Source organism: Actinomadura parmotrematis (assembly GCF_019458805.1).
GTDB classification, from domain to species: Bacteria; Actinomycetota; Actinomycetes; order Streptosporangiales; family Streptosporangiaceae; genus Spirillospora; species Spirillospora parmotrematis.
The window spans coordinates 500,759-526,684 of the sequence record NZ_JAIBOA010000001.1 but is presented as its reverse complement, the minus strand read 5'-3'; the positions used below and the strand labels follow the sequence as shown (position 1 = coordinate 526,684).

Genomic DNA, 25,926 nt, shown 5'->3' with positions numbered 1-25,926 from the left:
CCGGGTGGGTCAGCGGGAGACGGAGATGTTGACGAGGGCGGTGGTGCCGCCGCGCACGGACTTCAGGGCGCGGTCCAGGGCGGGCGCGAGCTCCCCGGGGCGCTCGACGGTCTCGCCGTGCATCCCGAACGGCTCGGCGAACGCGGCGAGCTCGGGCTGCCCCGACAGGTCGACGCCGAGGAACTCGCCGGTCCCGACGGCGGCGCCCTCGGGGTAGAACCGCAGGTGGTTCATCTTCATCGACCGGTACTCGCGGTTGTTGAAGACGACGATGAGCACCGGCAGGCCGTGCGTGCGCGCGGCGTCCAGCGACGGGATGACGGGGTTGTAGAGGAACGCGCCGTCGCCCACGGTGAGCACGACGGGCCGTTCCGGCGCGGCGAGCTTCACCCCGAGCGCGACGGCGATCCCCTGGCCGAGGCCGCCCTGCACGTAGAAGTAGGAGTCGGGGGCGTCGCGCCGCAGGTGGCGCTGCACGACCCGGCTGTGGGTGATGGTCTCGTCGACCACGATCGCGTCGGCGTCCGCGAGCAGCTCGCGGAGCGCCGCGGCGACCGCCACGGGGTCGATGCCGTCGGCGGCCGCGGCCCGCGCCTCGGCCGCCTCGATCGCGGCGGTCTCGGCGGCGCGGCGGGCGGCCTGGGCCTCCCGGCGCGGCGCGAGCGCGGCCCCGTCCGCCGCGCCCGTCGCGCCGGCCAGGCGGGCCAGCTCGCGGAGCGTGGCGGCGACGCCCCCTTCCAGGTAGTGGTCGGCGTACAGCACCTGGTAGGAGAGGTGCGGCCGCTGCGGCACGTCGTCGATGACGACGACGGCGGCGTTCGCGGGCCGCCGGCTCGGCGGGTAGAACGGCGCCCGGCAGTTCACCAGGATGATCAGGTCGGCGGTGTCCATGAACGGCCCGATGTCGCCGCCCGCGTGCAGCGGGTGGGTGCGCGGGAAGTTCACGCAGACCGCCGAGCTCGGCTCCACCACCGGGATCGCGAGGGCCTCGGCGAACGCGACGAGCGCCTCCAGGCCGCCGGCCTCGCGGCCGGCCGTCTCGGTGACGATCACCGGGTTGCGGGCGCGGGCCGCCAGGTCCAGCACGGCCGCGATCTCCGCGGGCGCGCTGACGGTCGTGCCGCGCGGCGCGACCGGCTTGACGTCCTGCTCCTCCCAGGGGTCGAGCAGCACCTCCAGCGGGATGTTGAGGTAGGCGGGCCCGGCGGGCGCCCGCCCGGCCAGCTCGGCCGCGCGGGTGACCATGCCGGTCAGGGTGTGCACGCTGGCGGCCTGCTCGGACCACTTCACGAACGGCTGCGCCATCGTGTGCGGGCCGCCGACGACCGACAGGTTGCGGTACCACTGGCCGCCCGGGTCGGGACCCGGGCCGTCGCCGTAGGTGAGGGACTCCGACGAGGCGACGACCATCGGCACCCCCGCGAGCAGCGCGCCGTGGATCGCGCACGAGCCCTGCAGCAGGCCGGGTCCGGCGTGCAGCAGGACGCCCTGGGCGCGGCGGGTGACCAGGGCGTACCCGGTCGCCATGCCGACCGCGACGGTCTCGTGGGTGAGGTCGAGGTAGTGCGGGCAGGGCAGCCCGTCGCGGTGGCGCCGGGCGAGGGACTCCCACACCGGCGCCCACTCCGATCCGGGCGAGGAGAAGAGGTGGTCGGCACCGGCGGCGGTCAGGGCGGTGATGACGGCGTCGCCGCCGTCGGCCCGGTGCTCCGGTGCCTGCTTCCGGTCGTCGCTCATCGCGTCCTCAGCTCTCGATCGGCCAGTCGAGGCACTCGCAGATGCCCCGGCCCATGATCCACTCCAGCTCGTCGGCCGTCAGGTCGAAGTGCTTGGTGAACTGCTCGATCGTCTCGACGTAGCTCAGGCCGTGGCCCATGAGGCGGGTCAGGTCGGTGCCCCAGAAGCAGCGCTCGGGGCCCATGCTGTCGACCATCTCGCGGACGTACTTCTCGATGTTGAGGTTCGGGAAGGGCTGCGTGGAGTAACCGGGCAGCGCCGAGACCTTCACGTAGATGTTGGGGTGCCCGTGCAGGTCGGCGGTCTCCTTCACCCAGTAGCCGATCGCGTCGTCCACGCAGCGGGCCATGATGCCCATGTGGTCGATGATGATCTTCAGCCCGGGGTGCCGGGAGGCGATGTCGCCGAGCTCCTTCTTCCAGATCGGCGCGTGCACCATCGTCGGGATGGCCAGCTCCTCGGCGATCGGCCAGTACCAGTCGTTGGTGCCGTCGATCATCCAGTTGCGGTCCTGCGGGCGGTGGAAGGTCAGCCGGGTGCCCTTGATGTAGGGGTTCTGCGCGAAGTCCTTCAGCATCGCGGTGCCCTCGACCGGGTCGTCCTGCGGGACGCGGGCCATGATGCCGAACCGCTCGGGGTAGGCCTCGCAGGCTTCCAGCGCGTAGTCGATCCGGTTGCCCTCCCAGGAGGGCGGCAGGATGAGGGCGCGGTTGACGCCGGCCTCGTCCATGAGGGAGACGCACTCCTCGTAGCTGAAGGGGTCCTCGCGGTGCCCGTTCAGCCGGATCCGCTCGCGGGCGCCGGGCACCCACGGGCGGTCGGGGGTTTCTTCCTTCCAGATGTGCACCTGGGAATCGACGACGAACACAGTGGGTTCCTTTCCGGGGTGGGGGTTCGCGCGGGTCGCGAATATGACGCTAGAGAAGAATGGGGACCGTGCGGAGTCCGCGCCGCGCAAACGGTTGTTGCACGAACCGACTGCCGCTTTCAGGCGGTCTTCTTGCCGTCGATGACGTCCATGACGTATTCGGCGATCGCCATCGACGACGTCGCCGCAGGTGAGGGTGCGTTGCGGACGGCGGTGACGGGACCGAGGCGGTGGATGCGGAAGTCGTCGACGAGCGAGCCGTCGCGGTCCAGGGCCTGCGCGCGCACGCCGGCCCCGGCCCGCACGACGTCGGCGGCGCCGACCTCGGGGACATAGAGCCGGGCCGCTTTCATATAGGCGCGTTTGGAGAACGATCCGTGCATCTCGCGCACGCCGGTGCGCCAATGCTGCGCCGCCATGCGCCAGGCGCCGGGCCAGGCGGCCATGCCGCGCAGGTCGCGCAGGGACACGTCGGCGCGCCGGTAGCCCTCGCGGGCGAGCGCGAGGACGGCGTTCGGGCCGACCTCGACCTCGCCCGACACGCGCCGGGTGAAGTGCACGCCGAGGAACGGGTAGCGGGGGTCGGGGACGGGGTAGATGAGGCCGCGCACGAGGTGCGCCTTGGCGGGCGTCACCGCCATGTACTCGCCCCGGAACGGGATGATGCGGGGCCCCGGCCCGTCCCCGGCGAGGCCGGACACCGCGTCGGCCTGGATGCCGGCGCAGAGGACGACGTGGTCGGCGCGGACGTCCTCGCCGCCCGCGGTCACCCGCAGGCCGCCGGCCTCGCGGGCGATGCCGGTGACCGGCGACGACAGCCGGATCTCGCCGCCGGCGGCGACGATGTCGTCGGCGAAGGCCCGCGCGATGGCGGGGTAGTCGGTGATGGCGGTGTGCGGCGAGTGCAGGGCGGCGAGACCGGCGGCGTGCGGCTCGATCTCGCGGATGCCGGCGGCGTCGAGGCGGCGGAGGCCGGGGACGGCGTTCCGTCCGGCCCGCTCCTCCAGGCCCCCCAGGCGCGCCACTTCCTCGGGGGTGACGGCGACGACGAGCTTGCCGCACTCGTCGTAGGGCAGGCCGCGCTCGGCGCAGTACTCGCGGACCAGCGTGCGGCCGCGGGTGCAGAGCTCGGCCTTCAGGCCGCCCGGCTGGTAGTAGATGCCCGCGTGCACGACCCCGGAGTTGTGGCCGGTCTGGTGCGCGGCGACCCGGTCCTCCTTCTCCAGCACGACGACGCGGGTGCCGGGCCGGCGCAGGGTGATCTCGCGGCCGACCGCGAGGCCGACGATGCCGGCCCCGACGATCACGGTGGTGGCGCCGGTCGCGGGGCGGGGCCCGCTCATGCGCCGAAGTGGATCGCGAAGGTCTTGACCCGGGTGTAGAACCGCAGCGCCTCGTCGCCCTGCTCCTTGAAGGGCGAGCCGGAGTCGCGGAACCCGCCGAACGGCAGGTGCACGTCCCAGCCCGAGGTGGTGGTGTTGACCGCGACCTGCCCGCAGTCGGCCTCGTCGACGAAGCGGTGCGCGGCGGCGAGGCCGGTGGTGAACACCGCGGCGGCGAGGCCGAAGTCGGAGTCGTTGACCTCGGCGATGGCCTGGTCGAGGTCCTCGACCGGTCGCAGCACCACGACGGGGCCGAACACCTCCTCGCGCCACACGTCCATGTCGGGGGTGACGCCGGTCAGGATCGTCGGGCTGACGTAGCAGCCGCCGGCGAGGGCGGCGTCGGCGGGCGCCGCGCCGCCGAGCTCGACGCGGGCGCCCTGCTTCACGGCGCGGGCGACGGCGTCGAGGACGCCGTCGCGGTGCCGCTCGCTGACCAGCGGGCCGACCCCGGTGCCGGGGTCGGCGCCGGGCCCGAGGCGGAGCGCGGCGACGCGCTCGCGCAGGATCCCGGCGAACCGGTCGTGCACGGCGCGCTCGACGAGGACGCGGCTGGTGGCGGTGCAGCGCTGCCCGGCCTGCCCGAAGGACGCGGCGACGATCGCGTCGGCGGCGGCGTCCAGGTCGGCGTCGGCGAGCACGACCGAGGCGTTCTTGCCGCCCATCTCGCCCTGGAAGCGGACGCTGCGGGCGGCGAGGCGGAGGCGGAGCCGCTCCCCCACCTCGTTGCCGCCGGTGAAGGTGACGGCGGCGACCCGCGGGTCGTCCAGCAGGGCGTCCGAGATCTCGCCGGTGCGGCCGGTGACGACGCTGAGGACGCCGGCGGGCAGGCCGGCGTCGTCGAGGGCGCGGGCCAGGTGCAGCGCCGAGGTCGGCGTCTCGCCCGCGGGCTTCAGCACGACGGCGTTGCCGGCGGCGAGGGCCGGCGCGAGCTTGCGCGCCGGGGTGAGCAGCGGATCGTTCCACGGCGTGATCGCCACGACGACGCCGAGCGGCTCGCGCTGGTAGCCGGTGCGGGTCTGGGCGCGGGCGTCGTGCAGCAGGGCGCCGTAGCCCTCGCGGGCGACGCCGGCGTAGTACTCCAGGAAGTCGGCGGCCTTCTCGGTCTCGCCGCGCGCCTCGGCGCGGGTCTTGCCGTTCTCGGCGACGACGGCCGCCGCGACCTGCTCGGACCGCTCGCGCAGCAGCGCGGCGGCGGCGGTGAGGATGCGGGCGCGGGTGAAGGGCGAGGTCTTCCGCCAGACCGCCGCGCCCTCGGCCGCCGCGTCGTGGACGCCGCGGACGTCCTCGGCGGTGAGGGCGGGGACGCGGGCGACGGCGGTGCGGACGTCGGCGGGGTCGAGCACCTCCAGCCACTCGCCGGCGCCCACCCAGCGGCCGCCCGCCAGGGTCTCCATCGGCTGCACGGGTATCGGCTGCGCGGGTATCGGCTGCACGGGTATCACTGCTCCTTCCGGCCGCCGCAGGGGACGGCCGAGCACGTATCGGGGGCCAACGATAAAAACCGGGGGGTCGCGGGACCACGCGCCCGGCGGCATTCATTGCTTGCGCGCTCGGCATCCTGCGCGGCGTCCGGTCCGTGGTGGAATCGGCCGGTCAACCGCTTCCCATCCCAGGCCAGGCCAGGAGGAATTCATGCCCTATGCGGTCGTGGCGCGCTACCGGTGCGAGCCCGGGGACGCCGAACTGGTCCGCGGCGCGCTGCTGGAAATGCGCGCGCACACGCTGCGCGAGCCGGGCAACCTGCTCTACATCGTGCATGCCGACACTTCCGACAGCGCCGCTTTCACGCTCTACGAGCAGTACGTCGACCGGGCGGCGTTCGACGCGCACACGCAGGCGCCGCATTTCGCCGAGCACATTCTCGGGACGGTCCGCCCGCGCCTGGTCGAGCGCTCCGTGTCGTTCGGCGAGGTGCTGTGAGGCCCGCCGGGCGCCCGTCCCTCGGAGACGGGCGCCCGGCGCCGCTCTACAGCTCGTTGCCCCAGCACATGCGGGCGATCGTCTCCACGTGGATGAGCTTGCGCCGCTGCTCGTCGGGGCCGAGGGCGTTGCCGTCCGCGCGGTCGGCGAAGCCGCCGCTCGGGGTGACGGCGATGTCCTGGACGTCCTTCAGCTCGGCGGCGGCGTCCATCCGATCCATGATCGTGTCGACGTCCTCCAGCTCGGCGCTGCGCGGGTCCACGATGCCGAGGGCGGCGTCGCGGTCGGCCGGGACGGCGCGCAGCAGCGCCGTCTCGCCCGCGGCGCCCCTGTCGTAGGGCAGCACCCAGCGGTCCACCGGCAGGTCGCCGAACAGCCGCTCGGCGGCGCCGGCGTCGACCTCGGCGGGCGCCCGGTGGGTCGGGCAGAGCCCGATCCGGACGCCCTCGGGGCGGTCGGCGACGCGCACCGCGGCGGCGTCGATGGCGATGGCCTCGTCCAGGGTGAGCGGCTGGCCGTCCCGCCCCGACAGGTAGGACCCGTAGCGCGGGTTGTTCAGCTGGATCAGCCGGACGCCGCGCGCGACCAGCAGCTCGATCTCCTCGCGCAGGATGCCCGCGAGGGCCTCGCCGAGCGCCACCGGGTCCTTGTAGAAGGGGCCGGTGACGGCGGGGTCGAAGCAGGTCGCGGCGAGGTAGGACGGTGCCGGCAGGCTCGCCTTCGGCGCCGCCATGGACGTCAGCCCGGCGAGCCCGGCGACGCTGTCGGCGACGATCGGGCCGCCCGCCTTGAGCTCGCCCGCGGCGACCCACACCGCGCGCCCGTAGGGGTCGAGGGCGCCGGTGCGGCGGAACCCGGCGACGCTCTCGAACACCGCGCTGCGGAAGTCCTCGCTGCGGAAGTCGCCGTCGGTGACGACGGAGGTGCGCAGCTTGCGCTGCAGCCGGACGGCCTCGGCGATCGCCTCGTCCTCGACGGCGCGGAGGCCCGCGTCGTCCAGGGTTCCGGCCGCGTGCCGCTCGCGGGCGGCGAGGACCTCGGCGGGCCGGACCAGGCTGCCGTGGTGGTCGATGCGGTACTTGAAGGTGTCAGCCATGGCCCTTCGCCCCTCCCCACGCCTGGAAGGAGAGCTCGTAGCCGAGGCCGCCGAGCACCTCCTCGCACACCTGCTGGTCCTCCTCGGCGGTGCCGCCGGAGATGCCGAGGCCGCCGAGGATCTCGCCGCCGCGCTTGATGGTGACGCCGCCGTCGGTGGCGACGATCGGCTGGGCGGCGTGCTGCGACAGCGAGGCGAAGAAGGCGGGGTTGCCCTCGGCCCACGCCTTCAGCATCTTCGTCGGCCGCTCCATCACCGCGGAGCTGTACGCCTTGCTGATCGCGATGTTGGGGGTGAGCGGGCGGGCGCCGTCGGAGCGCTTGACCGTCCGCAGGAAGCCGCCGGCGTCGACGACCGCGACGCTGAGGGCCTTGCCGAGGCCCTCGCCCGCTTTCAGGGCGGCGTCGACGATCCGCTCGGCCTCGTCGAGGGTGAGTTTCATGATCGGACCTTCTTGGCGGAGAGGCGCTCGCGGATGCGCGCGAGCGCGGCGTTGAACAGGTCGGGGCGCTCCCAGTACATGGAGTGCGGGGCGCCCGGGATCAGCTCCAGGTGCGAGTCCTTCACCAGCTCGTGCGCGCGGCGGACGGTGGCGGGGCTGATGACGGCGTCGCGCTCGCCGGCGACGAAGGTGACGTCGAGGCCGGCGGCGACGACGTCCTCGATCGTGGGGCCGCCGGTGGTGAGGTTGCGCAGGTCGGCCATCGTGGCGACGTTGAAGGTGCCCTGCTGCTGGAACAGGAAGGTCAGCGCGGCCTGCGACTCCTGGAAGTCCTTGCTGAGCAGCCGGTCGATGACCGGGAGCTTGACGGCCTCGGCGCGGTCGGCGGCGACGAGCGGCGTGAGCTCGGGGTGGTCGATGCCGCCGAGGGAGTGGCCGAGCGCGACGCCGCCGACGAGGTCGGGGCGGGCCAGGCCGGCGCGGAGCGCGGCGACCGCGCCGATGGACTGGCCGAACACCAGCACGTCGGACAGGCCGGCGTCCTCCAGCACGGCGACGATGTCACCGGGGAAGTCCTGGCCGTCGAACTCCGGCATCGAGGAGTCGGAGTTGCCGAAGCCGCGCAGGTCCAGCGTGACGAGGGTGTAGCGGTCGCGCAGCGCGGCGACCTGCTGCCACCAGGCGGCGTGGTGGCCGCCCGAGCCGTGGACCAGCGCGATCGCCGGGCCGCTGCCGTGCACCTCGTAGTAGATCCTCACGGTGCCGTCGGAGAGGGCGACGCCCATGGTGCCTCCTTCAGATGGGGTCGGGGCCGCTCAGGAGGGGCGCTTGCCGTGGTAGACCAGCTCGATCATGGTGTGGTCGGGGTCGTGGATGTAGCAGAACTTCGACTGGTTCTCCGGCCGCTCGATCGGCCGGGTGTGCCGGATGCCGAGCTCGGTGAGGTGGGCGAGGAAGCCGTCCCAGTCCTCGACCTCCATGGCGAAGTGGTAGGGCGCCATGCGGTCCATCTCCTCGACCGGGGTGAAGTGCAGGTCGAAGTTGCCGCGGGTCATGAGCAGCACCTTGGTGTTGCTCTTGGGCGTGATCGACTTCAGTCCGAAGACCTTGGCGTACCACTCCTTGGTGCGCTCGACGTCGGTCGTCGGGAAGTTGACGTGGTGGATGTAGAGCGGGCGGTTGCTCATCGCCGTTGCCTTTCGTCGGGTGGGGTCTCGGCGTGCACGGGATTCGACAGCACGCCGATCCCGCTGATCTCGATGTCGACGGTGTCGCCCGGCTCCAGCTGGCAGGTGCCGTCGGCGCCCATCCAGAGCACGTCGCCGGGGTGCATCGTGAGGTACTCGGTGGCGGCGGCGATGTACTCGAACGGATCGAAGATCATCGCGCCGGTGGGGAAGGACGCGCGGACCGCGCCGTTCACGCGGACGGTCGTCGTCTGGGCGAGCGCGTCCACGCCGGTCTCGATCCACGGGCCCATGGGCTTGAAGGTGTCGCTGTTCTTGCTGCGCCAGAAGGACCGGTCGGCGTGCTGCCAGGCGCGGGCGCTCACGTCGTTGCCGATGGTCCAGCCGAACACCGCCTCCCGCGCCTCTTCGCGGGTCGCGCGGCGGAGCCGGCGGCCGATGACGGCGACGAGCTCGCCCTCGGCCTCGAAGCGGCCCTCGACATCGGCGGGCTTGACGATCGGCGAGCCGTGCCCGGTGAGGGCGTTGTTGGCCCGGTAGCCGACCTCGGGCCGCTCGGGGACGGCGGCGGCGGGGTAGCCCTTGGCGAGGGCGTGCTCGAGGTGGCCCTTGTAGTTGAGGCCGACGGCGTAGAACACCGGCGGGACGACGGGCGGCAGGAGCGTCGCGGCGCCCAGCGCCAGCACCGTCCCGGTCTCGCGGACGGCGCCCTCCAGCGGGGAGCCGTCCAGGAGCACGACGTCCTCGCCCTCGACGCGGCCGAAGGCGGGGCGGCCGTCGTGCTCGACGCGGCAGATCCTCATGTCGCGGCCGCCTCAGGTCCCCAGCAGGTGCGAGACCCGCTTGGTGACCAGGTAGCCGTCCAGGCCCTCGGGGCCGCCCTCGCGGCCGTGGCCGCTCTCCTTGACGCCGCCCGACGGCGCCTCGTGCACCGAGCCGCCGCAGTGGTTGATCGACAGGATGCCGGCCTCGAACCCGGCGACCAGCCGCTCGGCGGTCGCCGCGGACTCGGTGAAGCCGTAGGCGGCGAGGCCGTAGGGCAGCGCGTTGGCGGTGCGCAAGGCGTCGTCCAGGTCGGTGAAGCCGGCGATGGGCGCGACCGGCCCGAACGGCTCCTCGACCATGATCCGCGCGTCGGCGGGGACGCCGGTGAGGACGGTCGGGGGGAAGAAGTAGCCGGCCCGGTCGGGCCGGCGGCCGCCGGTGCGGACCTCGGCGCCGCGGCTCACCGCGTCGGTGACGAGCTCCTCCATGGCCTTGACCCGGCGGGCGTTCGCCATCGGGCCCATGGTGACGCCGTCGGCGAGGCCGTCGCCCATGACGACGGCCTCGGCCGCCTCGACGAACGCGGCGGTGAACTCCGCCAGCAGGCTCTCGTGGACGAGGAACCGGCTCGGCGAGGTGCAGACCTGGCCGGCGTTGGCGAACTTGGCGGCGGCGGCGCGGCGCGCGGCCGTCACCGGGTCGGCGTCGGCGCAGACGATGACGGGCGCGTGGCCGCCGAGCTCCATCAGCGTCGGCTTCATCTCGGCGCCCGCCGCGGCGGCGAGCAGCTTGCCGACGGGGATGGAGCCGGTGAAGGCGACGAGCCGGACGGCGGGCGCGGCGATGAGGTGCGCCGAGACCTCGGCGGGCTCGCCGAACACCAGGTTGAGGGCGCCGTCGGGCAGCCCGGCCTCTTGGAGGCAGGCGGCGAGCGCGCAGGCGGTGCCGGGGGTCTCCTCGGACGCCTTGATGACGATGGAGCAGCCCGCCGACAGCGCCGCGGCGATCTTGCGCATCGGGGAGCCCGCCGGGAAGTTCCACGGCGTGAACGCGGCGATCACGCCGGCCGGCTCGCGCCGCACCGTCAGCAGGGTGCCGGGCGCGGACGGGATGACGCGGCCGTAGGCGCGGCGGGCGTCGTCGGCGTGCCAGCGCAGCGTGCCCGCGACGCGGACGGCCTCGCCGCGCGCCTCCTTCAGCGGCTTGCCCTGCTCGAGCGTCATGATCCGGCCGACCTCGCCGGCCCGCTCGGTGAGCAGGTCGGCGGCGGCGTGCAGGATCGCGGTGCGCCGCGCGATCGGGGTGGCGCGCCAGGCGGCGAAGCCGGTCTCGGCGGCCGCCAGGGCGCGGTCCAGGTCGCCGCGGGAGGCCAGCGGCACCCGGCCGACGACCTCCTCGGTGGCGGGGTTCAGCACGGCCGCGGTGCGCCCGTCCTCGCCCTGGCACCAGGTGCCGGCGATGAGCATCCGCGGCTCGGGGTAGTGCTCGGTCATCTTCTTCCTCGCGTTCAGACGCCGGAACCGTCCGGCGCGTCCTTGGCGGTGCGCAGGGTCCAGACGTGGTGCGGGGGCGCGGTCTCGTGCACCCGCGTGCCGTAGGCGCCGTCCACCCGGTCCATGTCGGCGGCGTACTCCACCCGGCCGCCGCAGGGGGCGTGCACGAAGCGGAAGACGTTGGAGCCGACGGTGTGGCGGCCGAGCCGCCGGGCCTCCCGCCAGCCCTGCGCGATCATGTGGTTGCCGCCCTCGATGACGTCGTCGAAGCCGGGGACCTCGAAGGCGACGTGGTTGACGCCGGCCCGGTCGGGCCGGTGGCAGAGCAGGAAGTTGTGCTGGTCGGCGTCCCCCGGGCAGCGCATGAACACGCCCATCGGCTTCACCACGTCGGTCGGGACGAAGCCGAGCCGGTCGATGTAGAAGGCGACCGCCTCCTCCCGGCCCGCCTTGGGGATGTTCAGCGCCACGTGGCACATCCGGAGCGGCCGCACCCGCCCGACCGGGGACACCGCGGTGTTCCAGCGGGCGACGTGCCCGAGGGTGTTGCCGGGGCGGGGCGCGGCCCGCTCGGTGTCGTCGGCCGCCGCCAGGGCGAGGCCGACGCCGAAGCCGGTCTCGTCGGCGGCGCGGTGCACGCCGTCGGCGTCCAGCCGGACCTCGCGGTCGGCGGCGACGCGGGCGACCAGGGCGTCCAGCTCGGCGGGGGTGTCCACGCCCCAGACGACCTCGCGGATCGTCGGGATGCGCTCCAGCGCCGGCGGCAGGCCGGGGATCTCCCCAGTCTCCAGGCGGACGGTCTGCCCGGTGACGGTCGCGAGCACGGCCCGCGCGGCGTCCCGCTCCACGGGCGCGAGCCCGAGGTCGGTGAAGAACCGGACGCACTCGTCCAGGTCCTCGACGCTGTAGAGCACGGACTCGATGCGCTGGATGCCCACCGTGCGGTCTCCTCGTGGCTTGCGGTTCGTGACCTGGGTCACCGGACGTGTCGATCCTAGGAACACCCCAAAGAGCAACCAACAGCTCAGGAGGCGCGAAAGTCGCAAACGTTGCTTGCAGCGGGTGCGGGGCGGGCCGCCGGCCGGGCTCAGCGCTCGAACGCCGGGATGGGGTTGTCGGAGAACCAGCGGGTGAGGAAGTCCAGGAAGACCTCCACCTTGCGGGGCACCTGGGCGGCCGGCCCGTAGATCGCGTAGAGCGAGCGGTCGGGCACGGCGAGCTCGGGCAGCAGCACCTGCAGCGCCCCGCTCACCAGGTCCTCGTAGGCGGGGCGGTGCGGGACGAGGGCGATGCCGCGCCCGTGCACGGCGGCCTTCTGCAGGGCGATGTAGGAGTTGGACTGGAACGCCACCTTGCGGATCTTGTGCAGGGTGCTGGCGTGCCCGTGCCCGATCCGCCAGACCGGGTCGTTGACGTGCACCAGGCAGTCGTGGTGGGCCAGCTCGTTCGGGTCGCTCAGCTCCCCGTGCTCGGCGACGTAGCCGCGCGAGGCGCAGAGCACGAACGGCAGCGCGGCGATCCGCTTCAGCCGGACGCTGGAGTCGCGCAGGTCGCGGGTGTGGAAGGCGACGTCGAAGCCCGAGTCCAGGAAGTCGTAGGTGCGGTCGGACATGCCGCCGAGCTCGAACCGCACGGTGATCTTGGGGTGCGCGACCGCGAACGCCGCGATCGCGTCCCCGAGGTCCAGCCCGCCGATCCACTTCGGGCAGATGATCGACAGCGCCCCCTCCGGCCGGTCGTGCAGCTCGGCGATGTTGGCGTCCTCGTCGTCGATCTCGTCCAGGATGCGCTGCGCGAAGGCGCTGTAGCGCTGGCCGGGCTCGGTCAGGCTGATCGAGCGGGCGGTGCGGTTGACCAGCCGGACGCCGACCTGTTTCTCCAGGTCGGCGACGTGCCGGGAGACGAGCGACCCGGAGGAGCCGAGGATCTTCGCGGCGCCGCTGAAGCTGCCGACCTTGGCGACGGTGACGAAGCTGCGCATGACGAGCAGGCGGTCCACGGGCTCCTCCGGGTTTCGGTGGGGACAGAGTTCTCTTTTCGGACGTCCCTTATCTACGTGATCGGGGTCACTTGAGGCAATACTGCGGGGCGGAGCTGAGATTCTCCTGAGTGATCAGCGAGATCGGGGTGTTCGCGATCTTGGGGGCGGCCTGCTTCTTCAGCAGCGCCACCGCGTTCTTCACCGCGAGCTGCCCGGTGACGGTCGCGGAGTTGGCGACGGTCGCGGCGAACCGGCCGTCCTTGACCGCGGCGAGCCCCTCGTCGGTGCCGTTCACCGTCACGATCTCGACGTTCTTGCCGGCCGCCTTGAACGCCTGCAGCGCACCGAAGGCCATGTCCTCGTTGGCGACGAAGGCGTACTTCAGGTTCGGGTGCGCCTGGATCATGTTCTCGGCGACGTCCTGGGCCTTGGCCCGCACGAACATGCCCGGCTGGTTGGCGACCACCTTGACGTTGGCCGGCAGCGCGCCGGTGAAGCCCTTCACCAGCAGGTCGGAGGCGGCGCCGGGGGCGCCGGCGATCACGCCGGCCTCGGCCGGGGCGCCGGCCGCGTCCTTGCCGACCCAGCCGGCGTCCAGGGCGCCGACCTTCGGCAGGTCGACCACGACGGCGCCGAGGATGTCGGTGGTGTCGGAGCTGATCACCGAGGTCAGGAAGATCGGGATCTTGGCGCTCCGCGCCTTGGCGATGTCGCCCTTCAGCGCGTCCACGTTGACCGTCTGCACGATCAGCGCGTCCACCTGGCGGGAGATCATGTCCTCGATGTTGGACAGCTCGGTCGCCGGGTTCTGCTGGGAGTTGGCGGTGATCACCTTGGCGCCGGACGCGCTCGCCTGGCTGGTGACGGCCTTCTGCAGGCAGGTGTGGAACTCGGTGTTGGCGCCGTTGACGAAGCCGAGCGTGGTCGTGCCGTCGCCGGACGCGCCGGAGTCGCAGGCGCTCAGCAGGGCCGCGCAGGTGGCGGCGGCGGCGAGCGCGCCGAGGGGTCGCAGGTGTCGGGGCATGGGGTGCTGCCTTTCAGGGTGGGTCTGGGGTGGGGGGCGGGACTCAGTGCCGGCGCTGCTGGAGGAGGTTGGCGATGGCCGCGACGAGCAGGACGGCGCCGACCGCGATCTGCTGGTAGTAGCTGGAGATCTGCAGGAGGTTGAGGGTGTTGTTGACGGTGCCGAGCAGCAGCACGCCGAGGACGGTGCCGAGCACCGTCCCGCGGCCGCCGGCGAGCGAGGTGCCGCCGATGACGACCGCGGCGACGGCGGTGAGCTGCAGGGTGAGGCCGCCGGTGCCGGGGCTGCTCGCGCCGAGCCGGGCCAGCAGCATGATCCCGGCGAGGCCGGACAGCGCGCCCGCGAGCGCGTAGAGGACGAGCTTGTCGAGGGCGACGCGGATGCCGCTGAGGCGGGCCACGTCCTCGTTGCCGCCGATCGCGAAGGCGTCCCGGCCGAAGGTCGTCCAGCGCATCACGACGGCGGTGGCGGCGAGCACCGCCAGCGCCACGAGCAGCAGGTTCGGCAGGCCGAGGGTGGTGGCGTCGCCGAGCGCGGTCAGCTTGGTGCCGATGGAGATGCTCAGCCCGTTGATGACCAGCAGCGCGACGCCGTCCAGCAGCGTCGCGGCGGCCAGCGTCGCGACGAACGGGGCGACCGAGGTGTAGGTGACCACCAGCCCGTTCACCAGGCCGATGCCGGTCGACAGCGCCATCGACACCGCGACGGCCTGCCAGACGGGGTGCCCGTGCGCGAGCAGCTGCGCGGCGACGGCCGTGTTCACCGCGACGTTGCTGCCCATGGAGAAGTCCATGCCGCCCGCGGTCATGAGCAGCGTCAGCCCCGCCGCGATCACCGACACGACGCTGACCTGCCGCAGCACGTTCAGCAGGTTCGTGGAGGTGAGGAAGGCGTCGGTGCGCACGCTGGCGAACACCACCAGCAGCGCCAGCACGAGAAGGAGTCCGGCGTGCGGGACCGCGTGCAGGGCCGGCAGGCCGCGCCGCCGGGCCGGGCGGGCGCCGGCCGCGGTGCCGCCGGTGCCGCCGCCGGTGCCGACGGGAGCGTCGATGCTCACGAGAGTCCTCCTCCTAGGACGGCGGCGATCAGCTCGTCGCGCGTGATTTTCTCGATCTCGTACTCGGCGACCGGGCGCCCGTCCCGGACGACGATCACGCGGTCGGCGAGGCGCATCACCTCCTCGGCGGAGGAGGAGGCGAGCAGCACGGCCACCCCCTGCTCGGCGAGCGCGTCGATCAGCACGTGGATGTCGGCCATCGCGGCGACGTCCACGCCGTTGGTCGGGTCCTCCAGGAAGCAGGCCGCCGGGCCGGTGGCGAGCCACTTGGCGAGCAGCACCTTCTGCTGGTTGCCGCCCGACAGCCGGTCCACCGGCGGGTTGCGGGCGAGCGACACGACCCGGTAGTCGTCGCGGAGCGGCGCCGCGCGGCGCGACAGCCCGCCCCGGCGGTGCAGCCGGCGCCGGTCCAGCCGGTCCTGGGCGAGCAGCAGGTTCTCGTCCACGGTGAGGCCGGGGACGAGGCCGAGGGCGCGGCGGTCGCCGGTGACGCAGCGCAGGCCGCTGGCGAGCGACCGCCCGATCCGGCCGAAGGGGACGCGCGTCCCGTCCACCTCCAGGGCGCCGCGGTCCGGCCGGCGGCGCCCCGACAGCACGTCGAACAGCCGCGACTGGGCGTCGCCGGCCGGGCCGAGCACCGCGACGATCTCCCCCTTGCGGACCTGCACGTCCAGGCCGTCCACGAACCGGCCGTCGCCGAGGCCGCGCAGGCCGAGGCCGACCTCGCCGAGCCGGGCGGTGCGCTCGGGCCGCCGCGACACCACGTCGCGGCCGACCATGTCGCGGACGAGGCCGTCCTCGTCGCTCTCCCCCGGCCCGCGGCTCGCCACCACCGCGCCGTCGCGCAGCACGGTGATGCGGTCGGCGAGGCCGAGCACCTCGTCGATGTGGTGGGAGATGTAGACGATCGCCATGCCGCCGTCGCGGAGCCGCCGCACCATGGCGCGGATCTGCTCGGCCGCCTCGGCGCCGAGGCAGGCGGTCGGCTCGTCCAGGATGAGCACCCGGCCGCCGCGGCGGACCTCGCGGGCCACCTCGACCATCGTCTGCTCGGCGACGGTGAGCGTCCCGGCCTCGACGGCGGGGTCGATGTCGACGCCGAGGCGGGCGAGCGCGGCGCGCGCCTCGGCCGCCACCGACCGCCAGCGCACCAGCGAGCCGCGCGCGGGCAGCGCGCCGAGCATGATGTTCTCGGCCACGGTGAGGCTCATGACCAGCTCGCGGCGCTGCGGGACGGTGGAGATGCCGAGCCGGCGCGCCCGCCGCGGGCCGAGCACGCCGTGCGACCGGCCGTCGATCTCCAGGTGCCCCGCGTCGGGGTTCTGCGCCCCCGACAGGATCTGCACCAGCGTCGACTTGCCGGCGCCGTTCATGCCCATGAGCGCGTGGATCTCGCCGGGCCGCAGCGACAGGCTGACGTCCTTCAGCGCGGCCGCGCCGCCGAAGCTCTTGCTGACCCCGCGGACCTCGATGACCGCACCGGTCCCGCTGCCGGCGGCGGTCTCCCGATCGGCCCGCACCGCGGTCACCGCGGCTCCTCGGGCACCTCGACCCGCTCGTAGCCGCGGACGTCGGGGAAGGGCGGGGTGCGGTCGGGCTGCAGGTCGACCTGGAAGGCGTTCAGGCACATGCCGAGCATGCTGAAGTTGCCGAGCGAGCCGACGGCGTCGACGAGGCCCTGCGGCCCGAAGTGCTTCTCGGCGGCGCGGAAGGTGTCCTCGGTGACGAAGTGCTCCTCCAGCAGCTCGTGGCAGAAGCGGTGGAAGGCGGCGTCCTCGTCCCGCTCGAACTCCGGCTCGCGGCGCTCGGCGATCGCCCGGACCGCCGCGGCCGGGATGCCGGCCTCGACGGCCTTGTCCACGTGGGCGTTCCAGGAGTACTGGGCGTCCCAATGACGGGCGGCCATCAGCAGCGACAGCTCGCGCAGCCGGAGCGGCAGGCTGGACTCGAAACGGACGAAGGCCCCGAGCGACTCGACGCGCTCGCACAGCTCCGGGCTGTGCAGCCAGACGCGGAACGGGCCGCGGACAGCTCCACGGCGCCCCGCGATCCGCGCACCGATCTCCCGCTGCCGTTCGTTCATCTCGTCGGGGGCGATGATGGGAAGTCTCATGGCGACCGAACCCTTGTCGTGTGATCCCGATCACTCGGAATGGGGTGGTTTCGCCAGAACGTACTGCTCGGCCGGGCCCGAACACAGATCGCTCCATGCAAGGTAAGGGTGCACTTCTCGTGACGCCCATCACCCCGGGCGCGGATCTAGGCTCGGGCGGTGTCGGACCAGGCGAGAGGCGGGGCACCATGACTGTGATCATCAAGGCGGCGGAGGTGCCGCCGCTGGACCGGGGCGGGTCGGTCGTCACCACACCGCTGGTCACCACTCCGGCGGCGGCCGGCGAGAACCGGATCACCAGCGGCATCAGCGTCTACCCGGTCGGCTCGGGCGCCCCGCTGCACTCGCACAACTGCGACGAGCACGTCACCGTCCTCGACGGCGACGCCGAGGTCCTGGTGGACGGCGAGGCCACCCGGCTCGCCCGCTACGACACCACCTACATCCCCTCGCCGATCCCGCACCTGTTCCGCAACGTCGGGGACACGCCGCTGCGGATCCTGTGGGTCTACACCTCGGGCACGGTGACGCGGACGTTCACCGAGACCGGCGTGACGGTCGAGCACCTGTCGGCCGAGGACCTCATGGGCCGCGACTAGCGCTCAGCCCGCGGACGCCGTCCCGAGCTTCACGGCGAAGCTGACGAACAGCGCGCCGACGGCGCCGGTGGCGAAGGCGGCGAGGCGCCTGCGGCCGCGGAACCAGCGGACCAGGAACGCGCCGCCGAAGATCAGCGCCGACAGGTGGGCGAGGCTGAACGCCTGCACGATGAGGCCGAGGACGACGAACGGCAGGGCGGGCGTCCCGTAGCCGGGGTCGACGAACTGGACGAAGAACGCCGCGAAGAACAGGATCGCCTTGGGGTTCAGCAGGCAGAGCAGGAGCGCCTTGCGGTACGGGCGGACGGTCGCGGGCTCCGCCGCCGCGCCCGCCGCCGCGGGCGCGGGGTCCGGCGCGGCGCCCCGGCGCCGCCGCCCGCGGACCGTCGCGTAGATCATCCGGGCGCCGAGGACGGCCAGGTAGGCGGCGCCCGCCCACTTGATCGCGGTGAACACCGCCGGGGCCGACCGCAGCAGCGAGGCGGCGCCGGTCGCGGCGAGCACCATGAGGAGCGTGTCGCCGGTGAAGACGCCGAGGGCGGCCCGGTAGCCCGTGCCGATCCCGTGGCGGGCGGCGGTGCTCAGCACGTACATCGAGTTCGGGCCGGGCAGGATGATGATGAAGAAGGCCCCGGCCGTGAACGTCCAGATGTCGACGACGCCGAAGAACATGCGCTACCCCTGACCTGCGCGGACGATCAGGCCAGGATGCCGCCTCCCCGACTTTTCGGGCAAACCATATTGGGTCCGCGGAACCGGCCCGGCCGCCGGGGCGGCCGAGCGCGGCGCGGGGGCCTCTCAGAGCTTGTAGAAGTCGGCGTAGTGGTCCGGCGTGAAGTACACCGCGCCGGTGCTGCTGTGGATCACCCGGTAGGCGTCGCGCGCGGCGCCCTTGGCCCGCGAGTACACGTCGTACTCGTGGTAGGTCGCGCCCGCCGGGAGCTGGCCGTCGTAGTTGTGGTAGACGCCGCCGGTGTAGTTGTACTCGCCGTCCGGCCAGGAGTACCAGCCCTTGGTGGAGGGCCATCCCTTGGCCGCCCAGGTCGTCGCCGCCGACCGGCCGGCCGAGCAGGTGGACAGGGTGCAGGACGAGTAGACGGTGGCCTCGGCGGGCACGGCGACGGCGCCGCCGATCGACGCGGCGGCGGCCACCGTGACGGTGATCCGGCGGGTCCAGGACGGGCGGGAGCGCTGCATGGGCACGGCCTCCTTGGCGGGGGAGCGGGAGCGGTGCTACGCCCGCACCCTCTCCGGACAAGATGGCCCTGTCCAGGACAGAAGGTAAATACGTTGTAAAACGGAAACACCGCGCCGTCTCACGCGGGCCGCGGGCGGCGCGCGACCAGTTCGAGCGTGACGGCGATCGCGACGGCCTCCGCCGCCAGCAGGCCCGCCGAGACGACGAGCTGGGCGGCCGCGGCCTGCGCGGCGGACGCGCCGCCGAGCAGCATGCCGACGAAGGCGCCCGGCAGGGTGACCAGGCCGACCGTGCGGGTCTGGTCGAGGACCGGCAGCAGCGCCCCGGACGCCGACGGGCGGCAGATCTCCAGGACGGCCTGCCGCGTGCCCAGCCCGATCGCGAGGGCCGCCTCGACCTCCCCGGCCCGCGTCCGCAGCTCCTCCCGGCACCGCCGGCCGCTGAGGACGGTGGCGGTCATCGTCCCGCCGATCAGGATCCCGGCCACCGGGATCAGCGCGACGCCCCGGGCGGGCAGGACCCCGGTGCCGAGCAGCAGCCACAGCACCGGCTGGGTGCCCGCCGCGATCGGCATCCAGGTCCAGGACGCCCGCCCGAGCCTGGAGCGCGCCGTCCAGGACGCCACCGCGTACATCAGCGCGATGAACAGGGCCGTCCAGCCGAGGGACTGCACGGCCCGCCCGATCAGGAGCGAGACGACGGCCAGTTGCAGGACCGCCCGGCCCCCCGCCGCGAGCACGGCCCGCGCATGCCCCAGCTCCGCCACCCAGCAGACCACCGCGCTCGCCAGCAGCAGCAGGACGAGGACGGCGGCGAGCGGCGCCCCCAAGGGAAAGAGTCCCTGCACGCCCGCCCCTCTTCTTCCAACGGCCCGCGCAGGATACCGATTCCAGTAGCGTCGGGGCATGCGGCTTCATGTGGGATGCGCGATGTGGCAGCACGCACCGTGGCAGAAGCGGTACCTGCCCCATCCGCTGCCGGCCGGCGAGCGGCTGCGCGCCTACGCCGAGTGGTGCAACGCCGTCGAGGGCAACACGACCTTCTACGCCACCCCGGCGCGCGCCACCGTCGAGTCGTGGGCGCGGCAGACCGGGGAGGACTTCCGGTTCCTGCCGAAGCTGCCGCGGACCGTCACCCACGACCGGCGCCTCACCGGCGGGGACGCCGAGCTCGGCGCGTTCCTGCGCGCCATCGAGCCGCTCGGGCCGCGCACCGAGGCGCTCTGGGTGCAGCTCCCCGGCTCGTTCGGCCCGAACGACCTCGGCGCCCTCGCCGCGTTCCTGCGGCGCCTGCCCGGCGGGCACCGCCGCGCCGTCGAGGTCCGGCACCCCGCCTTCTTCGAGGACGAGCGCGCCGCGACCGCCCTGGAGCGCGTCCTCGCCCCGCTGGACACCGAGTGGGTGCCCTTCGACACCGTCGTGCTGTTCGAGCGCACCCCCACCAGCGACGCCGAGCGCGAGGCGTGGACGAAGAAGCCCCGCCTGCCGCGCCGCTCGCGCGCCCTCACCGCCCGCCCGATCGTCCGCTACCTCGGCCGCGACGACGCCGACCTGACGGTCCAGGGCTGGGCCTTCTGGACCGAGCGCGTCGCCGCCTGGCTACAGGAGGGCCGCTCCCCCACCGTCTTCGTCCACACCCCCGACAACGCCGACGCCCTGGACCTGGCCCGCCGCTTCCACGCCGACGTCCGCGCCCGCGTCCCCGCCCTCGACCCCCTCCCCGAACCCGAGCCGACCACCCTCTTCTGACGCCCGCCAGGCGCGGGGGAAGGCGCGGGCGGCGGCCCCGCGATGTGTAGGGTGCACACGGATGTGCGAGACTCGGCCCGGCCCGTCCCCGCCCGTCCCGCTGGAGGTCCGCGCATGGCCCAGAGTGCCGCCCCCGAGCCGCCGTCCGACCCGCTCCTCCGCGTGGCGGACATGCCCGACGCCGAGCGCGCGGCGCTGCGCGAGATGTTCCAGGGCTCGCCGCTGAACGCCATGCTCGCCCTGGAGATCGTCGAGCTCGGGCCGGCGCACGCCCTCGTCTCCATGCCGGTGGCGGCCGACGCGCTGAACCACGCCGGGACGCTGCACGGCGGCGCGATCGCCACGCTGATCGACCAGACCTGCGGCACGATCGCCGCGCGGGCCGGCGGCCTGGACTACACCACCCACACCCTCGTCACCGCCGACCTGCACGTCCGCTACCTGGCGCGGACGCGCGGCGCGGCCGTGCACGCGCGCGCCGAGGTGGTGCGGGCCGGGCGGCAGCTCATCATCGTCGACTGCGCGGTCACCGACGACACCGGCACGCTCGTCGCGACCGCCGACTTCTCCTCGATGATCGTCCCGAAGCGGGCCCGCTAGTCCGGCGGGTCGGCGGCGGCGCGGAGGGCCTCGGCGGCGGCGCGGGCGTCGCCGGCGAGGCGGGCGATGCGGTCGCGGGCCAGGTCGTCGCGGACGGTGCGGGCGAGGAGCTCGCGGTCCCGGGCGTCCTGCTCGGGCAGCGCCTGCAGGACGCGCCACTCGTGGTAGGCGTCGTCGGCCTCGGCGGCGCGGCGCGCGTAGTCCTCCAGCGCGGCGATCCGCGCGGTCACCGAGCGGACCGACGCCTCCAGCGCGGCGTCCCGGGACCGCAGCAGCTCGCGCACCGGCGCGCTCAGCCGGCCGGCGTCCCGGGCGCTGCGCTCGCGGCGCAGCCGGGTGTGCTCGGCGAGCGTCCCGGCGATCTCCCACTCCTCGCGGGGCAGCTCGGCGGCGTTGCCGGCGGCGTCGAGCAGCCCGGCGCGGTGCGCCGCCGAGCCGAGGACGGCGTCGACGGCGCGCTGGGCGCGGGCGAGGAGCCGGGCGGCCGGCCCGTCCAGGTCGGCGGGCAGCAGGTAGCGGCCGTGCAGCTCGCGGGCGGCGCGGGCGGCGGCCGGCTCGCGGGCGGCGCGCGCCGCGCCCGCGCACCAGGCGGCGAAGCTCGCCGCGGCGAGGACGGCCGCCGCCTCGCGCTGCCCGCAGAGCAGCAGGACGACCTGGACGCCGGGCGTCAGCATCATCGCGAGCAGCGGCAGCCGCCCCCAGCGCAGCACCCGGCCGAACGGGTCCTCCTCGTCGAGCGAGGCGGTGAAGAACAGGTGGAACCAGCCGCCGGGCAGCACCCCGTAGAACAGCGCGAACAGCGGGATCCCGGCGGCGCGGGCGGCCGGGGCCGGGCGGGCCCGGACCGGCGCCGGCAGGTGCGCGGGGACGAGCCGGGCGGGATCCTCGGCGAGCAGCCCGCGGTCGCGGGCGGTCAGGGCGGGGTCGAAGACGGGCCGGAGCCCGGGGTCGTCGGGCATGGTCGCTCCCGCCTGGACGAGGGAGGGGACGGCGTCACTCCGTGCCTATCACGGGGGAGCGTTCCACTCCAGCGGCCGGCCGGTGCCTAGAATGCGGCACGACGTCCCGCTCTGCCCCGAGGTGGTCCCGTGCTCGCGTTCGCCGTGATCGTCGCGGGCGTGCTGCACGCCGGCTGGAACGCCATCGCCAAGGGCGTCCCCGACCGCTGGGCCGGCCTGGCGTTGATCGGCACCGGGGAGGCGGTCGTGGCGCTGGCGGCGCTGGCGTTCGTGCCGGTGCCGGCCGCCGCCGCGTGGCCGTGGCTGCTCGCCTCGGTGGCGGTGCACCTGGTCTACATGGGGCTGCTGCTCGCCTCCTACCAGCTCGGCGACTTCAGCCAGGTGTACCCGCTGGCGCGCGGCAGCGCCCCGCTCATCGTCGCCGCGGTCGCCGCCGTCGCCCTGTCCGAGCGGCTCTCCCTCGCCCAGACCGGCGGCGTCGTGGCCGTCAGCGCCGGCCTCGCCGTCCTCGCGCTCGTCCCCGCGGGCCCGGACGCCGCGCCGCGCGACCGCCGCGCGGTGGGCGCCGCCCTGCTGACCGGCGCGTCCATCGCCGCCTACACGGTGCTGGACGGGTCGGGGGTGCGGGACGCGGGCTCGGCCGCCGGATACGCCCTGTGGCTGTTCGCGCTGGAGGCGCCGCTGACGGTGCTGCTCGTGCGGCTGCTCCGGCGCGGCCCGCTCACCGGGTCGCTGGACCGGCGGCAGGCGCTGCTCGCCGCGGCGGGCGGCGTCATCTCGATGGCCGCCTACGGGATCGTGCTCTGGGCGCAGACGCGCGGCGCGCTCGCGTCGGTGGCGGCGCTCCGGGAGACCGGCGTGATCTCCGGGGCGGTCATCGGGGCGGTGTTCTTCGGCGAGCGGATGGGCGCGCGCCGCGTCGCGGCGGCATGCGTGGTGGCGGCCGGCGTGCTGCTGATCACCGCGGCCTGAGCCGCCCGCGCGCGGGCCGTCTGAGATGCTGCCGTATCCGCCGCCGTCGCGGGTAGGGGAAGATCATGGCGGGGCAGGACACCAGGCAGGGGCACGCGCGGGCGCGGCGCCCGGGAGGAGCATCGTGAACGCAGCGCTCGGCCTCGCGGCCGTGCTGGTGCTGACCGCGGCGACCGGCTACTTCGTGGCGCAGGAGTTCGCCTTCGTCACCGCCGACCGGATCGCGATGGACGCGCGCGCCGCCCACGGCGACCGCGCCGCGCAGCGCGCCGTGCGGGTGATGGAGCGATTGTCGTTCATGCTGTCGGGCGCGCAGCTCGGCATCACGGTGACCGCCCTCGTCGTCGGGTTCATCGCCAAGCCCGCGCTCGCCGACCTCATCGCCCCGGCGCTGGACGCGGCCGGCGTCCCGGCCGGCATGGCGGGCGGCATCGCGGTCGCCGCCGGGTTCGTGCTCGCCACGATCATTCAGATGGTGCTCGGCGAGCTGTTCCCCAAGAACCTGGCGCTGGTCAAGGCCGAGCCGATGGCCCGCGCGCTCGCCCGCTCCACGCTCGTCTACCTGATGCTGGCCTCCCCCCTCATCCGGCTGTTCGACGCCGCCGCCAACAAGCTGCTCCGCAGCGTCGGGATCGAGCCCGTGGAGGAGCTGCACCACGGTGCGACGCTGGAGGAGCTCGGCCTCATCATCGGCGAGTCCGGCGAGGAGCTGCCGGACGGCAACGCCGACCTGCTGGAGCGCGCCCTGGCGTTCTCCGAGCGGAGCGCCGAGGAGGTCATGGTGCCGCGCGTCGACGTCGTCACCGTCGCCGCCGCCGCGCCCGCCGCGTCCATGGACGAGGTCATCACCGCCACCGGCCACACCCGCTACCCCGTCATCGGCGAGCGCGTCGACGACGTCCTCGGCACCGTCGGCCTGGACGAGCTCGTGGCGCTCACCCCCGCGCAGGCCGCCGCGACCCCGCTGCGCGCCCTCGCCCGGCCGCCGCTCATGGTGCCGGCCACGCTGCCGCTGCCCGACGTCGTCGCCCAGCTCCAGGCGGCGCAGGCCCCGCTCGCCTGCGTGGTGGACGAGTACGGCGGCTTCGCCGGCCTCATCACCTGGGAGGACATCGCCGAGGAGCTCGTCGGCGAGATCACCGACGAGAACGAGGCGGACGAGGACCTGGCCATCGAGAGCGACGGCTGGTGGACCACCGACGCGGGCCTCCGCGTCGACGAGGTCGAGCACGAGACCGGCATCGCGCTGCCCGAGGGCGACTACGAGACCGTCGCGGGGCTCCTGTTGCAGCGCCTCGGCCGGGTCGCCGAGCCCGGCGACGTCGTCACCGTCGACCTGGAGCGGGCCCGCCTGGAGGACCCGCCGCGCCGCGCCGTCGTGGAGGTGCTGACCGTGCACCGGCACGTGCCCGAGCTGATCAGGGTCCGCGCCGACGACGCCGGGGACGGGGCGGAGCGCTGATGGACCTCTCGGTCGGAGCGCCGCTCACCCTGCTGCTGCTCGCCGGCAACGGCTTCTTCGTCGCCGCGGAGTTCGCGCTGGTCGCGGCCAAGCGGCCCCGGCTGGAGAAGGCCGCGGCCGAGGGCTCGCGGGCGGCCGCGCAGGCGGTCGCCGGCATCCGGGAGCTGTCGCTGATGCTCGCGGGCGCGCAGCTCGGCATCACCATGTGCTCGCTCGGCCTCGGCGTCGTGTCCGAGCCGGTGTTCGCCGGGACGCTGGCGCCGCTGTTCCACGCCGCCGGCGTCCCGGAGGCCGCCGCGCACGCCGTCGCGTTCGTGCTGGCGCTCGCCCTGGTGACGTTCCTGCACATGGTCGTCGGCGAGATGGCCCCGAAGTCGTGGGCGATCGCCCGCCCCGAGCGGTCGGCGACGGTGCTGGCGCCGCCGTTCCGGGCGTTCGCGCGGATCGTCCGGCCGGTGCTCGCCGCGCTGAACGCCGTGACGAACCTGCTGCTGCGCGCCGTCGGCGTGCGCCCGGGCGACGCCGGGGAGGTGTCGCGCACCCCCGAGCAGCTCCTCGGCCTGGCCGTGGAGTCGCGCCGGCTCGGCCTCATCGAGGAGAGCGACCTGAACCTGCTCGCCGCCGCGCTGGAGGCGCCGCAGGCGCCGCTCGCCGGCCTGGTGATCCGGCCCGCCGACATCGTCGCGGTGCCCGCGGGCGCGAGCCCGCAGGAGGTCGTCGACACCGCCGCGCGGACCGGCCGCACCCGGCTCATGCTGGACGGCGACGCCGGCGGGCCGCCGCTCCGGCCGGCCCGCATGGTGCACGTCCGGGACGCCTACCTGGCCCGCGGGCGGGGCCGCGCGACCCCGGCGGGCGAGCTCGCGCACCCGGTGCCCGAGCTCGCGGTGGACTGCCCGGTGGCCGAGGCGGTGACGACGCTGCGCGCCGCGCACAGCCATCTCGGCCTCGTCATCGACGCCGCCGGGCGCACGGCCGGCCTGATCAGCCTCGACGACCTGCTCGCCACCCTGGTCACCCCCGCCTGAGACCCCCGCCGATCGTCAACGGAGGTTGACACGCCCGTGCGCGTCAACCTACATTGACGCCATGAGCGATGGAGTGACGCTCGCCCGCGAGGCGAGCAGCCGCGACCCGGCGGTCGGCCTGCGCGCCGTCCGCGCCCTCCGCGAGCTCGCCGAGCGCCTGGAGGCGCTCCAGGTGGCGAGCGCGCGCGGGCAGGGCTGGTCCTGGCAGGAGATCGCGGTCTGCCTCGGCGTCAGCCGGCAGGCCGTCCACAAGAAGCACGGCGGGCGCCGCGTCCCCCGGAAGGAGCAGTGA

Annotated in this window: 28 protein-coding genes; 8 read left to right on the top strand and 20 right to left on the bottom strand. The window is 74.3% G+C overall.

Annotation, left to right across the window (positions count from 1 at the left end):
- Positions 1-9: 9 nt before the first annotated feature.
- From K1Y72_RS02475 to K1Y72_RS02460, 4 genes are all read right to left on the bottom strand, one after another.
- Entirely contained in the window at positions 10-1,737 is a 1,728-nt protein-coding gene (locus K1Y72_RS02475) for a thiamine pyrophosphate-dependent enzyme (protein WP_220162742.1), read from the bottom strand.
- A gap of 7 nt (positions 1,738-1,744) precedes the next feature.
- Positions 1,745-2,605: an amidohydrolase family protein gene (locus K1Y72_RS02470; RefSeq protein WP_220162740.1), complete on the bottom strand. Its 861-nt coding sequence runs from the start codon at positions 2,603-2,605 to the stop codon at positions 1,745-1,747.
- Between the two features lie 119 nt (positions 2,606-2,724).
- A complete protein-coding gene (gene lhgD / locus K1Y72_RS02465) occupies positions 2,725-3,948 on the bottom strand; it encodes an L-2-hydroxyglutarate dehydrogenase (RefSeq protein ID WP_220162737.1) in 1,224 nt (407 codons plus the stop codon).
- Positions 3,945-5,423 carry an aldehyde dehydrogenase family protein gene (locus K1Y72_RS02460; protein WP_220162735.1) on the bottom strand — a complete coding sequence of 493 codons (1,479 nt, stop codon included), beginning with the start codon at positions 5,421-5,423 and terminating at the stop codon, positions 3,945-3,947. The genes lhgD and K1Y72_RS02460 overlap by 4 nt, the downstream gene beginning before the upstream one ends.
- Before the next feature lie 199 nt (positions 5,424-5,622).
- On the opposite strand from K1Y72_RS02460, the gene K1Y72_RS02455 reads away from it, so the two are divergent.
- Positions 5,623-5,910: a putative quinol monooxygenase gene (locus tag K1Y72_RS02455; RefSeq protein WP_220162733.1), complete on the top strand. Its 288-nt coding sequence runs from the start codon at positions 5,623-5,625 to the stop codon at positions 5,908-5,910.
- A 46-nt stretch (positions 5,911-5,956) separates the two neighbouring features.
- Here the strand turns inward: K1Y72_RS02455 and K1Y72_RS02450 are convergent, their stop codons facing one another.
- The 12 genes from K1Y72_RS02450 to K1Y72_RS02395 all read right to left on the bottom strand — a co-directional run bounded on the left by K1Y72_RS02450 (position 5,957) and on the right by K1Y72_RS02395 (position 17,068).
- On the bottom strand, positions 5,957-7,006 hold the full coding sequence (locus tag K1Y72_RS02450; protein WP_220162731.1) for a uroporphyrinogen decarboxylase/cobalamine-independent methonine synthase family protein: 1,050 nt from the start codon (positions 7,004-7,006) through the stop codon (positions 5,957-5,959).
- Entirely contained in the window at positions 6,999-7,448 is a 450-nt protein-coding gene (locus K1Y72_RS02445) for a GlcG/HbpS family heme-binding protein (RefSeq protein ID WP_220162729.1), read from the bottom strand. The genes K1Y72_RS02450 and K1Y72_RS02445 overlap by 8 nt, the downstream gene beginning before the upstream one ends.
- Complete coding sequence (locus tag K1Y72_RS02440) at positions 7,445-8,233, bottom strand: alpha/beta fold hydrolase (RefSeq protein ID WP_220162727.1); 789 nt, start codon at positions 8,231-8,233, stop codon at positions 7,445-7,447. The genes K1Y72_RS02445 and K1Y72_RS02440 overlap by 4 nt, the downstream gene beginning before the upstream one ends.
- Before the next feature lie 30 nt (positions 8,234-8,263).
- Entirely contained in the window at positions 8,264-8,635 is a 372-nt protein-coding gene (locus K1Y72_RS02435; RefSeq protein ID WP_220162725.1) for a VOC family protein, read from the bottom strand.
- Positions 8,632-9,438, bottom strand: coding sequence for a fumarylacetoacetate hydrolase family protein (locus K1Y72_RS02430; RefSeq protein WP_220162723.1), 807 nt, complete (start codon positions 9,436-9,438; stop codon positions 8,632-8,634). Before K1Y72_RS02430 ends, K1Y72_RS02435 begins: the two co-directional genes overlap by 4 nt.
- A 12-nt stretch (positions 9,439-9,450) precedes the next feature.
- Positions 9,451-10,893, bottom strand: coding sequence for an NAD-dependent succinate-semialdehyde dehydrogenase (locus K1Y72_RS02425; protein WP_220162722.1), 1,443 nt, complete (start codon positions 10,891-10,893; stop codon positions 9,451-9,453).
- A 14-nt stretch (positions 10,894-10,907) separates the two neighbouring features.
- A complete protein-coding gene (locus K1Y72_RS36950) occupies positions 10,908-11,831 on the bottom strand; it encodes a VOC family protein (protein ID WP_220162720.1) in 924 nt (307 codons plus the stop codon).
- Positions 11,832-11,980: 149 nt separating this feature from the next.
- On the bottom strand, positions 11,981-12,892 hold the full coding sequence (locus tag K1Y72_RS02415; protein ID WP_220162718.1) for a LysR family transcriptional regulator: 912 nt from the start codon (positions 12,890-12,892) through the stop codon (positions 11,981-11,983).
- A 67-nt stretch (positions 12,893-12,959) separates the two neighbouring features.
- Entirely contained in the window at positions 12,960-13,898 is a 939-nt protein-coding gene (locus K1Y72_RS02410) for a sugar ABC transporter substrate-binding protein (RefSeq protein ID WP_220162716.1), read from the bottom strand.
- A gap of 43 nt (positions 13,899-13,941) precedes the next feature.
- Positions 13,942-14,955, bottom strand: coding sequence for an ABC transporter permease (locus tag K1Y72_RS02405; RefSeq protein ID WP_220162714.1), 1,014 nt, complete (start codon positions 14,953-14,955; stop codon positions 13,942-13,944).
- Positions 14,952-16,484 (bottom strand): sugar ABC transporter ATP-binding protein, encoded by a 1,533-nt coding sequence (locus tag K1Y72_RS02400; protein ID WP_220162712.1) that lies wholly within the window; start codon positions 16,482-16,484, stop codon positions 14,952-14,954. Before K1Y72_RS02400 ends, K1Y72_RS02405 begins: the two co-directional genes overlap by 4 nt.
- Positions 16,481-17,068: a carboxymuconolactone decarboxylase family protein gene (locus tag K1Y72_RS02395; RefSeq protein ID WP_220162710.1), complete on the bottom strand. Its 588-nt coding sequence runs from the start codon at positions 17,066-17,068 to the stop codon at positions 16,481-16,483. Before K1Y72_RS02395 ends, K1Y72_RS02400 begins: the two co-directional genes overlap by 4 nt.
- 188 nt (positions 17,069-17,256) lie before the next feature.
- On the opposite strand from K1Y72_RS02395, the gene K1Y72_RS02390 reads away from it, so the two are divergent.
- Positions 17,257-17,667: a cupin domain-containing protein gene (locus K1Y72_RS02390; protein ID WP_220162708.1), complete on the top strand. Its 411-nt coding sequence runs from the start codon at positions 17,257-17,259 to the stop codon at positions 17,665-17,667.
- A gap of 3 nt (positions 17,668-17,670) precedes the next feature.
- Here the strand turns inward: K1Y72_RS02390 and leuE are convergent, their stop codons facing one another.
- From leuE to K1Y72_RS02375, 3 genes are all read right to left on the bottom strand, one after another.
- Positions 17,671-18,339, bottom strand: a complete 669-nt coding sequence (leuE, locus tag K1Y72_RS02385) for a leucine efflux protein LeuE (RefSeq protein ID WP_220162706.1) — start codon at positions 18,337-18,339, stop codon at positions 17,671-17,673.
- Positions 18,340-18,465: 126 nt separating this feature from the next.
- Complete coding sequence (locus K1Y72_RS02380; protein WP_220162704.1) at positions 18,466-18,864, bottom strand: ribonuclease domain-containing protein; 399 nt, start codon at positions 18,862-18,864, stop codon at positions 18,466-18,468.
- A gap of 119 nt (positions 18,865-18,983) precedes the next feature.
- Positions 18,984-19,712: an ABC transporter permease gene (locus tag K1Y72_RS02375; RefSeq protein WP_308286844.1), complete on the bottom strand. Its 729-nt coding sequence runs from the start codon at positions 19,710-19,712 to the stop codon at positions 18,984-18,986.
- 58 nt (positions 19,713-19,770) lie between these two features.
- Between K1Y72_RS02375 and K1Y72_RS02370 the strand changes: the two genes are divergently transcribed.
- Both K1Y72_RS02370 and K1Y72_RS02365 read left to right on the top strand, forming a co-directional pair.
- On the top strand, positions 19,771-20,613 hold the full coding sequence (locus K1Y72_RS02370; protein WP_504739478.1) for a DUF72 domain-containing protein: 843 nt from the start codon (positions 19,771-19,773) through the stop codon (positions 20,611-20,613).
- Positions 20,614-20,727: 114 nt separating this feature from the next.
- Positions 20,728-21,213: a PaaI family thioesterase gene (locus tag K1Y72_RS02365; RefSeq protein ID WP_220162698.1), complete on the top strand. Its 486-nt coding sequence runs from the start codon at positions 20,728-20,730 to the stop codon at positions 21,211-21,213.
- On the opposite strand, the gene K1Y72_RS02360 is transcribed toward K1Y72_RS02365, so the two are convergent.
- Positions 21,210-22,172 (bottom strand): hypothetical protein, encoded by a 963-nt coding sequence (locus tag K1Y72_RS02360; protein WP_220162696.1) that lies wholly within the window; start codon positions 22,170-22,172, stop codon positions 21,210-21,212. The two genes, K1Y72_RS02365 and K1Y72_RS02360, sit on opposite strands and share 4 nt — an antisense overlap.
- 129 nt (positions 22,173-22,301) lie before the next feature.
- Between K1Y72_RS02360 and K1Y72_RS02355 the strand changes: the two genes are divergently transcribed.
- The 4 genes from K1Y72_RS02355 to K1Y72_RS02340 all read left to right on the top strand — a co-directional run bounded on the left by K1Y72_RS02355 (position 22,302) and on the right by K1Y72_RS02340 (position 25,926).
- Positions 22,302-23,144 (top strand): EamA family transporter, encoded by an 843-nt coding sequence (locus K1Y72_RS02355; protein WP_308286843.1) that lies wholly within the window; start codon positions 22,302-22,304, stop codon positions 23,142-23,144.
- A 124-nt stretch (positions 23,145-23,268) separates the two neighbouring features.
- Complete coding sequence (locus K1Y72_RS02350; RefSeq protein WP_220162694.1) at positions 23,269-24,606, top strand: hemolysin family protein; 1,338 nt, start codon at positions 23,269-23,271, stop codon at positions 24,604-24,606.
- Complete coding sequence (locus tag K1Y72_RS02345; RefSeq protein WP_220162692.1) at positions 24,606-25,634, top strand: hemolysin family protein; 1,029 nt, start codon at positions 24,606-24,608, stop codon at positions 25,632-25,634. The genes K1Y72_RS02350 and K1Y72_RS02345 overlap by 1 nt, the downstream gene beginning before the upstream one ends.
- Before the next feature lie 61 nt (positions 25,635-25,695).
- Positions 25,696-25,926, top strand: coding sequence for a helix-turn-helix domain-containing protein (locus K1Y72_RS02340; RefSeq protein ID WP_220162690.1), 231 nt, complete (start codon positions 25,696-25,698; stop codon positions 25,924-25,926).

What these genes read in the sequence shown, in the direction of transcription:
- K1Y72_RS02445 (WP_220162729.1), bottom strand. Translation starts at nt 7,448, where the DNA reads ATGAAACTCACCCTCGACGAGGCCGAGCGGATCGTCGACGCCGCCCTG.
- K1Y72_RS02370 (WP_504739478.1), top strand. Translation starts at nt 19,771, where the DNA reads ATGCGGCTTCATGTGGGATGCGCGATGTGGCAGCACGCACCGTGGCAG.
- K1Y72_RS02360 (WP_220162696.1), bottom strand. Translation starts at nt 22,172, where the DNA reads ATGCCCGACGACCCCGGGCTCCGGCCCGTCTTCGACCCCGCCCTGACC.
- K1Y72_RS02365 (WP_220162698.1), top strand. Translation starts at nt 20,728, where the DNA reads ATGGCCCAGAGTGCCGCCCCCGAGCCGCCGTCCGACCCGCTCCTCCGC.
- K1Y72_RS02455 (WP_220162733.1), top strand. Translation starts at nt 5,623, where the DNA reads ATGCCCTATGCGGTCGTGGCGCGCTACCGGTGCGAGCCCGGGGACGCC.
- K1Y72_RS02450 (WP_220162731.1), bottom strand. Translation starts at nt 7,006, where the DNA reads ATGGCTGACACCTTCAAGTACCGCATCGACCACCACGGCAGCCTGGTC.
- K1Y72_RS02435 (WP_220162725.1), bottom strand. Translation starts at nt 8,635, where the DNA reads ATGAGCAACCGCCCGCTCTACATCCACCACGTCAACTTCCCGACGACC.
- leuE (WP_220162706.1), bottom strand. Translation starts at nt 18,339, where the DNA reads ATGTTCTTCGGCGTCGTCGACATCTGGACGTTCACGGCCGGGGCCTTC.
- K1Y72_RS02425 (WP_220162722.1), bottom strand. Translation starts at nt 10,893, where the DNA reads ATGACCGAGCACTACCCCGAGCCGCGGATGCTCATCGCCGGCACCTGG.
- K1Y72_RS02475 (WP_220162742.1), bottom strand. Translation starts at nt 1,737, where the DNA reads ATGAGCGACGACCGGAAGCAGGCACCGGAGCACCGGGCCGACGGCGGC.
- lhgD (WP_220162737.1), bottom strand. Translation starts at nt 3,948, where the DNA reads ATGAGCGGGCCCCGCCCCGCGACCGGCGCCACCACCGTGATCGTCGGG.
- K1Y72_RS02340 (WP_220162690.1), top strand. Translation starts at nt 25,696, where the DNA reads ATGAGCGATGGAGTGACGCTCGCCCGCGAGGCGAGCAGCCGCGACCCG.
- K1Y72_RS02410 (WP_220162716.1), bottom strand. Translation starts at nt 13,898, where the DNA reads ATGCCCCGACACCTGCGACCCCTCGGCGCGCTCGCCGCCGCCGCCACC.
- K1Y72_RS02440 (WP_220162727.1), bottom strand. Translation starts at nt 8,233, where the DNA reads ATGGGCGTCGCCCTCTCCGACGGCACCGTGAGGATCTACTACGAGGTG.
- K1Y72_RS02380 (WP_220162704.1), bottom strand. Translation starts at nt 18,864, where the DNA reads ATGCAGCGCTCCCGCCCGTCCTGGACCCGCCGGATCACCGTCACGGTG.
- K1Y72_RS02430 (WP_220162723.1), bottom strand. Translation starts at nt 9,438, where the DNA reads ATGAGGATCTGCCGCGTCGAGCACGACGGCCGCCCCGCCTTCGGCCGC.
- K1Y72_RS02345 (WP_220162692.1), top strand. Translation starts at nt 24,606, where the DNA reads ATGGACCTCTCGGTCGGAGCGCCGCTCACCCTGCTGCTGCTCGCCGGC.
- K1Y72_RS02395 (WP_220162710.1), bottom strand. Translation starts at nt 17,068, where the DNA reads ATGAGACTTCCCATCATCGCCCCCGACGAGATGAACGAACGGCAGCGG.
- K1Y72_RS02390 (WP_220162708.1), top strand. Translation starts at nt 17,257, where the DNA reads ATGACTGTGATCATCAAGGCGGCGGAGGTGCCGCCGCTGGACCGGGGC.